We start from the raw sequence: 11379 nt of genomic DNA, 5'->3' as shown, positions 1-11379 counted from the left end.
CACGAACTTCTCGCTCACGGCCTTGCATGCGGTTACGGGTGGTCTGAGGTGTGCCCTAGCGCTCTCTGTCCTGTTCGCGGCGGCCTGCTCGATCAGTTCACCGGTGGTGTCGAGTTCGCCGTTCTTGAGGGCTTGCAGCGCGGCCGACTGAAGGTCGGCGAGCACCAACGAGTCGTTGTCGCCGAGTTGAAGCGTCGTCTGGCTCGCCGGTGGCTCGGCGGTCGCGGTCTGGCAGGCAACCAACGGAAGTGCCGCGAGCGTCGCGGCAACAATGGCCGCTTGCGTGGCGGCCCGACGCCAGCCGTGGTGCTTCTTGTCCTGGCACTGCGTGCCCGAGTCCGACCGATTGCACTGCGTCATACGAATTTTCCTTTGCACACTGAGTAGCACTCTGGGGCGACGAACAGGGCCGGAGGGTGCCGACCGATCGGTACAGCATACTTTCCAGCTGTACGTTTCGCACCGTCCGATTGTTCCGCGGGCGTTTGTTCCGCATCGGCCCGTTGGCGCGACGGGACTAGCATGCGCGACGCCGCCCGCAGTTGCGGTGTTACCCCCGACGCCCCGCACAGACCGACCTTTCAAATGTCCAGCCTGCTTCACACCCTCGAAACCGCCTTCACCGACGCGATTGCCCAAGTTTGTGCCGAGGTATCGGGCTTTGACCGTTGCGAGATCAACGCCGCGGTCGCCCCGTCGGCCAACCCGAAGTTCGGCGATTATCAGTGCAACGCCGCGATGGGCCTGGCCAAGAAACTCGGACGTAAGCCGCGCGACATCGCCCAAGACATCGTGGATAAGTTCGCGGCCTGTGCGATGGTCGAGAAGCTCGAAATCGCCGGGCCGGGGTTCATCAACGTCACGCTCTCCCCGGTATGGATCGCCGGACAGTTGAACCACGCCGGCGAGGTAGCGCCGGCGGGGCCGAAGCAGACCGTCGTCGTCGAATACTCGTCGCCGAACATCGCAAAGCAGATGCACATCGGTCACCTCCGCGGCACGATCCTTGGCGATGCGATCGCCAGGATCATGCGCGCGCTGGGCCACAACGTGATTCGCCAGAACCACGTCGGCGACTGGGGTACGCCCTTCGGCATGCTCATCGCCCACCTGCGGGAGGTCGAAGCCGACGCCGAGGCGGGCATCGGCGACCTTGATCAGTTCTACCGGGATTCCAAGCAACGATTCGACGAAGATCCCGCCTTTGCCGACACCGCCCGCGCCGCGGTCGTCGCGCTGCAACGTGGAGACCAACCCGAGCGGGCCGCCTGGCAACGACTCGTCGACGAGACCCGCAAGCACTATCTGGCCGTTTACAAGCGGCTCGGCGTCGAGTTGACCGTCGACCACGAACGCGGCGAGTCGTTCTACAACGAGTGGCTACGGCCGATGGTCGACGAACTGCTTGAAGCGGGCGTCGTCGAAAAATCCGACGGCGCGACCGTCAGTTTCCAGGGCGGGTACAAAGCCCCGCTCATGGTCGAAAAGTCCGGCGGGGGCTTCGGGTACGGCACCACCGACCTCGCCGCGGCGGAGTACCGGGCCAAGCAGCTCAAAGCCGACCGCATCCTGTACTTCGTCGACTACCGGCAGAGCCAGCACTTCGCGCAGGTGTTCGCGACGGTCAAAGCGGCCGGCTGGATCCCGGACGGCGTGTCGCTCGAACATGCCGCGTATGGCACGATCATGGGCGACGACAACAAGCCGCTCAAAACCCGCAGCGGCGACAACGTCAAGCTCGGCGACGTGCTCGAGGAAGCCGTCCGCCGGGCCAAGGAACTGGTCGACGATAAGTCCTCAAAGCTCCCTTCCGAGGAACGCGTCGCCATCGCCGAGGCGGTCGGTATCGGTGCGGTGAAATACTTCGACATGGCCCGCGATCGGACCAGCGATTACGTCTTCGACTGGGACGCGATGCTCAGCCTCAACGGCAATACCGCGCCGTACCTGCAGTACGCCTACTGCCGATGCCGCGGCATCTTCCGCAAGGGCGGCGTCGACTTCGAAACGTTTACGCCGCAGCTGCACGAACTCGAACCCAACCACGAACTGCCACTGGCCAAGCACATCCTGCGCTTCCCCGAAGTCGTCGAACTCGTCGCCCGCGAGCTCAAGCCGCACCACCTTTGCACCTACCTCTACGAACTCGCATGCATGTTCAGCGGCTTCTTCGAGAACAACCCCGTCCTCGGCAGCGACGAACAAACGCATCGTCTCTCGCTCTGCCACGCGATGGGGCAAACGCTGGCGACGGGTCTGGGCCTGCTCGGCATCGAACATCCCGAGCGGATGTAACGGCGACGCGGTTCCTGAAAGTGAGATACCGGGGCTGCACCTACGCTTTGCCATGCGTCTGATCGATCCCCCTGTCACGCCGCGCATCCCCGAGCCGCGTCGCACCGTTTACCGCTGGTTCTTCTACGCCGCGGCGATTTACAACATGATTTGGGGCGTGGTGGTCATCTTGGCGCCGGGGTGGACGCTGGAGTTGGCAACGATCGAGACGACGCCGGTGACGAACCTGTTCTGGCAGTGCATCGGGATGTTCGTGCTAGTCTTCGCGCTAGGCTACTGGTCTGCCGCACGGGATCCGGAGCGCTACGCGCCGTTCATCCTGATCGCGACGCTCGGCAAAATCTTCGGCCCGATCGGGTTCGTGTACGGCGCGTTCTATCTCGAGGCACTACCGAAGTGGCTCGGGGCGACGATTCTCACCAACGACCTGCTGTGGTGGCCGGCGTTCTTCGCTTTCTGCTACGAGACGATGCTCAAGCGCCGCGGGCCGAAGGTAACGTGAACGCAACGCCCACGGGCGTCTCCGTCGCCACCGCTACACAATGCGGATATGCTCAGGGCTGATGAAACTCACCCTGCGCATCATCGCCGAAGTGTTGCTCATCGCCGCGATCGTGCTTGTGATCTGGGCGACGTGGCTGCCCAGCCTGAGCGTCGGTGAGAGATAAATACAGAAGTGCCGAGAGATGAGATGACGAAACTCATTCCTCGGCACTTCTGCATTTACCCCATCATTCCGCCACTTACTCGCGCGGCGGCTCGATACGGACGATCTCCGTATCGACTCCGCGCCGCACCGTCAGAACGATGTCCTCTTCGGGCGTCTCCTCACGCAGTGCTTTGTATACCTGAGTGAACTGCTCGATCGACTCGACCGGAAGCTGGTTGATGTCGGTAATCAGGTCGTTGAACCCGAGGGTTCCGGTCTGGGCAGCCGACTGCGGGCGGATGAACGAGACAACGACGCCGGTGGTGTCGGGGTCGGCCTTGAGATTGTACAAGTCGGCGAACACGACCTCGCGGACAGTGAAGCCGAGGTCTTCGAAGTACTCTCGCTCGACGGCGTTTTCCTGTTGCGGACGCTCGCCGAGGGTGACCGGGACGTCGAGGCGTTCCACGCCATCGGGCGTGTCGCGGATGACGGTGAGCGTCACCTCTTCGCCAACCGAGCGACGCATGAGTGAGCGTTGGAAAATCTCGGGTGCTTCCTCGGGCGTATCGCCTTGCGGGATCTTCGCGCCGTCGACGGCGATCACCATGTCGCCGCTCTGCACGCCCGCTTCGGCGGCGGGGAAGCCGTCGATCACGTCGCCGATGACCACGGTCGGCGTGCCTTCGAGGTCGTAGAACTTGGCGATTTCCTTGTCGAGCAGGCCGCTGAGTGCGGCGACGCCGAGGTTGGACATGCGGATCGGACTCTCGGGCGTGGGTGGATTTTCGAGGGCGGGCAGGAAATCGCCGGCCGGGTGGAACTGGCGCGGCGCATCCTGGAACGCCGAACGCATTGCTTCGCCGTTGCCAATGTCCATGAACGGGGCGTGATCGTCGGACGAGTTGACGAAGCCGACCGCGACCCCGTCGGTGTTGAACACCGGCGAGCCGATCATGCCAAGGCCCGACGAACTCACCAGTGTCTGCGGCACCGGACCGCGCACGTTCGCCATCACCCGGCTCACCTGCACGTATGGCTGGTACATCGCCGGCTTGCCCATCCGGCTCACGCTCACCACCAACTCGCCCGGCTCGACGACATCATCGACGAACGTCAACGGCGGCACGTCAAGCTCGACACCCTCGGCCGGCCGAACAAACGCCACGCCGTAACGCTCGTCGCGCCCGCTGAACACCGCGTCCAACTCGGTCTCGATGCCCGTGGCACGATCGACCATGATGTACTTGAAGTCGACGATCTGCTCGTTGGGGAAAAACGGCGAAAGCAACTCGAGCGAAACCATCGTGGTGCCTTGATCGTCGATGACCGTGCCGAGTCCGCGTAGCTTTTCTCGACCACGCTCGAAGTCGAACGTGAACTCGACAATCACCATCGACGCGATGGCTCGATCCTGAATCGATGCGATCGACCGGGCGTCCATGGTCGCGGCCGGAGCGACCGAGACGACTTCGGCTTCCTTGGTCACGTTGACGTTGACCTGATTCTCCGGCGCGCAACCGAACGTGGCCAGGCAAACAAGCGCTGCGGCCGACGCGATAGTGGGGTTCTTCATGGTAAATCTTGGGATGTGATGTTGCTGTTGCTTGGGTGATCCGAGGTCAATCATTCCGCGTCCAGTGGGTTCTCCGCTTCGGCTTCGACCGCTTCCTTGAGGGCGTCGACTTCTTCCTCCGCGTCATCGTCGTACTCGATCCTGAGCAGCGCCCGCGAGAGTCCGCGGCCACGTTGGATCTGTAGAAGCACCTGCTCCTGTTTCTCCTCGACGCTCTTGTCGTAGAGCGCCATGAACGTTTCGAGGTCGGTCGCGGGTTGGCCATTGATGCTGCGGATGACGTCGCCGTTTTGCATCTCGGCTTTGTCCGCCGCGAACCCGCTGCGGGTGGAGGTGATCACCACGCCGCTGTCGTCGTTGAGCCGGCGCTGGTTGGCGTAGACCCGCGTGACGTCACGGACGCTCGCGCCCCACTGTTTAAGCTCGCGCTCCTCACCGATCCGGCTCTCGAGCCGAACGACCGGCATCTCCAATTCCAACTCCTCTCCGTCGCGCAACAGCTTCGCCTTCACGATCTCGCCGATCGGCAGTTGCGCGACCATGCGGCGAGCGGCGGCGAGCTGTTCGGGGAAGCGTACGTTGGTCGGCTGGCCATTGAGCTCGAGCAAGATATCCGACACCCGCACGCCGGCCTCTTTCGCCGGACTGCCGTTGTCGACGCTGCTGATGAGCACGCCCTCGTTGACGTCGATGTCGTAGAAATCCTCGAGATCCTGCAACGGCTTTAGCGTCATGCCGAGGTCGGCACGGATCACCTTGCCGCGCGTCTTGATCGTGCCATCATCCTCGAACTCGACGGTGTTGAGGATCGCGTCCTTGACCCGGCGGGCGGTCTCCATCGGGATAGCGAAGTTGAGATTTTGCCCGGGAAAGCCGCGCGTGTTGATGCCGACGACTTTGCTGCTGAGATCGACGAGCGGCCCGCCGGAGTTGCCCGGAGCGATCGGCGTATCCATCTGAATCCAGTTGGAGAAGTTGCCGGTCTCGTAGCCGTCGATGTCCTGCTCGGTCGGGTAGAAGGTCCGCTCGGTGTTGGACACGACGCCCATGGTCAGCGTGCGGGCCAAACCGAACGGCGTCCCGATCGCGATGACGTCCTGCCCGTAGATCAGCGAACCGCTCTCGCCGAGTTCGGCGTAGGGAAACTCGATGCCCTTCTCGCGAATCTCATCCATGTCGAGCTGAACGACGGCGAGATCGGTCCAGTGGTCGTCGCCGATCAGGCGGGCGTTGACGCGTTCCTTGTTCGCCAGGGTGATCTTGATCTCCGCGGCCCGGCCGGCCACGTGGTAGTTGGTCAGGATGTAACCCTCGGGGCTGAAGATCACACCGCTACCGGTGCCACGCTGGAACGTCCGCTTGCCCTGGCGATAGACCTCTTGGGCCACGTCGAGGCGGACGACGGCGGGGAAGACCTTCTGTGTCACATCGACCACACGCTGCGGCGTTGCTTCGACGAACACCCCGCCACCACCGGTGACGGCCGCGTCGGCCACGCCCTCACGGGCCTCCTCGGCCGCTTCCTCGAAGTCGGCCGGCTGGGTCGATGGCTTGGTGGACGGCTTGGTCGTCTGCCCGAAGGCTAGCGTCCCCGACGCCAGCAACATCGTGATGGCGAGCTTGGTCATGCGTGGATCGATCATGGCTGTCATTACTCCTGAATGGGCTGACGGTAGCGGCATTTTGAGCGGCGACCAACCAAAGCCGTGGAACCGCGTGGCCATGCGGTTCCGAAACAATGTGCATAACCCGTCGCGCACCGATGGCCGGCGCGGCGCTCGGGTTGCCGGCTTTACCGTCGCGGTCATGCCATTCGCTTCCGGTTCGATCAGTGCCCGCCGATTCGTCACGACCGGCGACTTCCCGAAGATGCCCGACGAGGAACTGCTCGCCAAGCTCGCGGAGTTCCGCCTGCAAGTATCTAACGTGGGCCTGCCCGACGAGGTCGAGGCCGGCTTCTGCGGCGGGCGACACTTGTTCGACAAGACCTTCGACTTTGGCAACAACGTCTACGCTGACGCCATCCACCTCGGCATCCGCATCGACACCAACAAGGTTCCCGGCGACATCAAGAAGGCGTACCAGACCATGGAGGAAGACGCCCTGGCCTCGGCCAACCCGTCCGGCTTCATCTCCAAAGCCCAGAAGCGCGAGGCCAAACAGAACGCCGAGCGGCGGTTCGACGACGAACTCCGCGCCGGCACGCACCGCCGCTCGAAAATGACCCCACTACTTTGGGACCTGCCCCACGGCACGCTCTACGGCCCGACCTCCAACGCGATCGTCGAGAAGACCGCCGAACTGTTCCGCCGGGCACTCGATGTCTCACTCGTACCGCTCAGCGCCGGGATGCTCGCATTGCGTCATCTCGAAAGTTCGGGCAAGCGCCGCAACTACGAAGACATCACGCCGACACGGTTCGTCCACGGCCCCGAAGGCGAGAGTCAGGCGGCCGAATACCCCTGGATCGCGAAAGGCCCGGAAGCCAAGGACTTTCTCGGCAACGAGTTTCTCGTCTGGCTCTGGCACGAAACGCTGCACGGCCAACGCACTGTCGGCGAGACCACCGTGTTCTTCGACAAGGCGTTGGACCTGGATTGCGTCTTCGGCATGACCGGCCGCGACGGGCTCCGTGGCGACGGGCCGGCCAACATGCCCGAAGCGCTCGACGCCCTGCGCAGCGGCAAGGTCCCCCGCAAGGCCGGGCTGATCCTCGAACGTGCCGGCAACACCTACAACCTCACGCTCAACGCCGAGACGTTTGCCTTCGGTGGCCTCAAGCTCCCCGACGTCGAGGAAGCCGACTCACCCCGCGTGCTCTTCGAAGAGCGCATCGCCCTACTGCGCGACTTTGGCGAAGTGGTCGATGGCCTGTTCTTCGACTTCCTCAAGGTCCGCACGAGCAGCGGCTGGGAAAGCAACGTCGACGACATCCGCGCGTGGATTCTCAAGGCCTCCGCCCGAGCCGTGCCCCGAGCGGCGTAAGGCTTACTCCCCGGCCAATGTCGTCCACTTCTCCGACGGCACGCGGGCCAGCAGTTCGAAGCCACCTTCACCGTCGGGCTTCATCACGTACGCCACGCCCTGCGGAGCCGGGTAGATGCCCGACACCGCCTCGAACGGGTCATCGTGGCCGACAAGCACCGTGTTCACGCCGTCCGCCGGCACCGCAGTGACCAACGGCATCACACGCTCACGCATCAGAGCCTGCTGCTCGGCGGTGTAATCCTCGGCCGGATAGAAGTTCAGGGCCGGGTTCTTCTCGTACCGTCCGAACGCGAGATCGGCCGTCTGCCAGGCACGAAAGTACTCGCTGCTGATGACCTCCCCGACGGGGATCTCCAGCGCACGCCAAGCGGTACCGATGGCTTTGGCCTGATGCCAGCCTTCCTCGGAGAGCACGCGCTGGGTCGAGCCGTCGTTGACATCGGCGGTGACCTGGTCGGCGTAGTCTTTCTCGGTCTGGGCGTGGCGGAAGAAGACGACATGTCCCCCGCCGCGCAGGGCTTCGACCAACTCGGCATCGCTGAGCTTGTTCTCGAAGTTGTCGTTAGCCAGCTCGGCTTCGGACTTCTCGGCGTCGGCGGCATACGCGGTGGTCGGCTCGGCGGCGAGGACACCGGTCAGTAGGGTCATGGCAAGCAAGTGGATCATGCCCGCAGCGTAGTGCGATTGAATCTCAACGCCAAGCCAAGCGGTGCGACACACCGTACCGCCAACCATCTCGCGGCGACGTGAAGCCCCGCTAAACTCCCGAACATGGAATGGCTCATGGGCATCCTCGGCTTGCTGGTCGGTGGGATCATCGGCAGCCTCGCGGCAGTCGCGAAGTTTCGCACCGCCACCGCCGTGGCTGCCCAGCGGGCCGACGCCGCGACCGAGGACGCGAAAACCAAAGCCGCCGACGTCGAGCAATGGCGTGACCTGGCCAAGGACGCCGACACCCGCGCCGCCCGGCTCGAGGAACAACTTGCCGCCGAGAAGCAGAACCTCGACCAGCAACGCAAGCTCCTCACCGACGCCGAGGCGAAGCTCAAGGAGACCTTCGCCGGCATGGCCGAGCGTTCACTCGGCACGAGCAACGAGCGCTTCCTCGACATGGCCAAGGCCCGCTTCGACACCGACGCCGAGAAACGCAAGCTCGAAACCGATGCTCTGCTCAAGCCGCTCCGCGAACAACTCGAGGCCTACCGCACCCGCCTCGCCGAGGCGGAGAAACAGCGCGAAGATGACAAGGCCAAGATCGTCGAACAGCTCGGCAAAGTCGCCGAGGGCCACGCGAAGCTCGGCGTTCAAACAACCCAGCTCGTCACCGCCCTGAGCAAGCCGACCACCCGCGGCCGATGGGGCGAACTCCAACTCGAACGCCTCGTCGAAATGGCCGGGCTAAACGAGCACTTCGACTTCACCACGCAGGCCCATGTGAATGGAGATGAGTCCGCCGCCCGCCCAGACATGGTCGTCACCATGCCCGGCGACCGCACCATCATCATCGACGCCAAGACCCCCGGCGAAGCGTTCATGGACGCGGTCGAATGCACCGACCCCGAGCAACGCGACCGGCTGCTTGCCGTCCACGCCAAGAAGCTCTCCGAACACGCGACCACGCTCGGGCAGAAGGCGTACTGGAACCGCTTCGACCGCACACCGGAGTTCGTCGTGATGTTCGTCCCGGCCGAGGCGTTGCTCTACGCCGCGGTCGACAAGCAGCCGGGCCTGATCGAAAAGGCCCTGCAAAACAAGGTGATCCTCGCCACGCCGACGACGCTGATCGCGCTGTTGCGCACGGTCGAGCTCGGCTGGCGCCAGCAGCGCGCCGCCGAGAACGCCGAGGAGATCCGCCTGCTCGGCGTCGAGTTGCACAACCGCCTGCGCGTCTTCGCCGAGCACTTCCACGACGTCGGCCGATCCCTCGACAAGTCCGTCGCCAGCTACAACAAAGCCGTGTCCAGCATGGACCGCAATCTCGCCACCACCGCAAGAAAGCTCGACGACCTCGGCAGCGCCAGCGACAAGGCGTTGCCGGAAATCGAACAACTCGACCGCAACGCCGCGGAGACGAAGTTGGTGGATGGGTAGTTTTCATGTAGCCCCGGCACAACGTGCAAGGTTACGTTTTCACTCGCCAAACACCGCAGGCTTACCGACGCTCTCGCGGTGTTGCTGCGCGAGTTGCTGCATGGCTTCAAGCACATCAACGTAATCGGGATCGGTCGCGAGGTTGCGGGTTTCGAGGGGGTCGGTTTCGTAGTCGTACAGCTCGGTGGCAACGACGGGGCCGTCGGTTTCGCCCTCGTGTTTGGCGTTCTGCAGACGCCATTGGATCAGGCGGTAGCGGTCGGTGCGGTAGGCGTAGCCCATCATCGAGTTCGAACCGCCACCGCGGGGGTATTGGCTGACGGCGACGTCCTTCACGCGATCCGCGTCGCCAGACATGATCGGAACCAGCGAAGCACCGTGCATCTCATGGGGCGGCTCGATCTCGGCCAGATCCAACAACGTCGGATACACGTCGACGAACTCCACCGGACTTGCGTTCACCGCGACCGGCTCAGCGATCCGCGGATCAACGATAATCAATGGGCTGCGCGTCGCCTGCTCGTAGTTGGTGTGCTTGCACCACATGTCGTGATCACCGAGGTGCCAACCGTGGTCGCCCCAGAGAATGATGATGGTGTTGTCAGCGAGGCCGGTCTCGTCGAGGGCGTCGAGAAGCTGCCCGACCTGCGCGTCGATGTAGCTGGTCGCGGCGTAGTAGCCGTGGATCAGTTCGAGTTGCACGTCCTCGGGGATCGGGCCTTCGTCGACGACGTCGTAGTTGCGTAGCTCCCAGCCGGGCTGGGTCGCGAAAGCCGGCGCACCTTCGGGCGTTTCGCGGAACTCAGCCAACTCGAAGTCGTCGCGGTCCCACTGGTCCCAGTACTTGCTCGGCGCGTTGAACGGCAGGTGCGGCTTCTGGAAACCGACCGCGAGGAAAAACGCCTCGCCGCTCTCGGCGTAGCCCTCCAACCGCCCCGCCGCGTAGTCGGCCATCGCACCATCCACATACGCCTCGTCCGGCACGTCGGCCTTGTCGATCGACGGCTTGCCGTCGGGGAAAATCACTTTGAGTTGCGCTTCCCAACCGGGCGGCAACTCCGTGTTCGCACGGACCTCTTCGATGTGCGCGACGACATTGAGGTCTCGGTAGGAAAACGTCTTGTCGGCGGCATTCTCCACGTACACGAACGGTTCGGACCAAGAGACTTCGTCCATGCTCTCGTAGCCGCCGGCGCTGCGCGGGTCGAAAATCTTGCCCATGCCGACCGACGCGTAGCCGGCTCCCTTGAACGCGCCGGGTATCGTCACGACATCCGGCAGCGCGGCACGCATCTGCGTCTGCAGGTCCCAGACTTTCGTCGTGTCGGGCCGCAAGCCGGTCAGTAGCGACACCCGACTCGGGGCGCAAACGGCTTGTTGACAATGGGCATTGGTAAAGATCGTGCCACGCTCGGCAAGACGATCCATGTTCGGCGTCTTCGCCAACGGATCGCCGAACGCCCCGATGGCCGGCTTGAGATCATCGACCGCAATGAACAGGACGTTCACCTTGTCCGCGTCCTGTGCGAATGCACCGACCGAAAGACCGAACGAAAATGCAGTGGCCGCGATGAGTTGAGAAAGTCGCTTCATGGTTCTGCCTGCTTCGAGGGTGAAGAAAGCCAAAGGCCTGCCCGTGGTACCACTTTAACAAGGCCGTGTCGATGGATGCGGCCATGCCGTGGTGGCGTTCCGACGTACCGATCGAACCGCGTTGCGGAGCAACGCAGCTTGGCGTGTTACTGCAGAACTGGCATCTCGAACCAGCAATCGCATCGAC

At 63.6% G+C, this 11379-nt stretch carries 9 protein-coding genes; 4 read left to right on the top strand and 5 right to left on the bottom strand.

Annotated features, from left to right (window positions below):
- Nucleotides 1-360 (bottom strand): hypothetical protein (locus AAGD32_07760; protein MEM8874142.1); only part of this gene is annotated, 360 nt, incomplete at its 3' end.
- 225 nt (nucleotides 361-585) lie between these two features.
- On the opposite strand from AAGD32_07760, the gene argS reads away from it, so the two are divergent.
- Together argS and AAGD32_07750 are read left to right on the top strand one after the other, a co-directional pair.
- Entirely contained in the window at nucleotides 586-2295 is a 1710-nt protein-coding gene (gene argS, locus AAGD32_07755; protein ID MEM8874141.1) for an arginine--tRNA ligase, read from the top strand.
- A gap of 52 nt (nucleotides 2296-2347) precedes the next feature.
- The gene (locus AAGD32_07750) at nucleotides 2348-2797 is read left to right on the top strand and encodes an alkyl hydroperoxide reductase (GenBank protein MEM8874140.1); all 450 of its coding nucleotides are present in this window, start codon (nucleotides 2348-2350) and stop codon (nucleotides 2795-2797) included.
- 241 nt (nucleotides 2798-3038) lie between these two features.
- Here the strand turns inward: AAGD32_07750 and AAGD32_07745 are convergent, their stop codons facing one another.
- Together AAGD32_07745 and AAGD32_07740 are read right to left on the bottom strand one after the other, a co-directional pair.
- Nucleotides 3039-4520 carry a PDZ domain-containing protein gene (locus AAGD32_07745; protein MEM8874139.1) on the bottom strand — a complete coding sequence of 494 codons (1482 nt, stop codon included), beginning with the start codon at nucleotides 4518-4520 and terminating at the stop codon, nucleotides 3039-3041.
- A gap of 50 nt (nucleotides 4521-4570) precedes the next feature.
- Complete coding sequence (locus tag AAGD32_07740; GenBank protein MEM8874138.1) at nucleotides 4571-6148, bottom strand: trypsin-like peptidase domain-containing protein; 1578 nt, start codon at nucleotides 6146-6148, stop codon at nucleotides 4571-4573.
- A 178-nt stretch (nucleotides 6149-6326) separates the two neighbouring features.
- Between AAGD32_07740 and AAGD32_07735 the strand changes: the two genes are divergently transcribed.
- Complete coding sequence (locus AAGD32_07735) at nucleotides 6327-7505, top strand: hypothetical protein (protein MEM8874137.1); 1179 nt, start codon at nucleotides 6327-6329, stop codon at nucleotides 7503-7505.
- 3 nt (nucleotides 7506-7508) lie between these two features.
- Here AAGD32_07735 and AAGD32_07730 read toward each other — a convergent pair whose 3' ends face one another.
- The gene (locus AAGD32_07730) at nucleotides 7509-8174 is read right to left on the bottom strand and encodes a histidine phosphatase family protein (protein ID MEM8874136.1); all 666 of its coding nucleotides are present in this window, start codon (nucleotides 8172-8174) and stop codon (nucleotides 7509-7511) included.
- 105 nt (nucleotides 8175-8279) lie between these two features.
- Here AAGD32_07730 and AAGD32_07725 point away from each other — a divergent pair, with 105 nt between their 5' ends.
- Entirely contained in the window at nucleotides 8280-9599 is a 1320-nt protein-coding gene (locus tag AAGD32_07725) for a DNA recombination protein RmuC (GenBank protein ID MEM8874135.1), read from the top strand.
- Nucleotides 9600-9638: 39 nt separating this feature from the next.
- Here the strand turns inward: AAGD32_07725 and AAGD32_07720 are convergent, their stop codons facing one another.
- Nucleotides 9639-11192 (bottom strand): sulfatase, encoded by a 1554-nt coding sequence (locus AAGD32_07720; GenBank protein MEM8874134.1) that lies wholly within the window; start codon nucleotides 11190-11192, stop codon nucleotides 9639-9641.
- Between the last annotated feature and the right edge of the window lie 187 nt (nucleotides 11193-11379).

Source organism: Planctomycetota bacterium, from assembly GCA_039182125.1.
In the GTDB taxonomy this organism is placed as follows: Bacteria; Planctomycetota; Phycisphaerae; order Tepidisphaerales; family Tepidisphaeraceae; genus JBCDCH01.
Note: the sequence above shows the minus strand (reverse complement) of the source record. Positions and strands in the feature narration are given on the sequence as shown.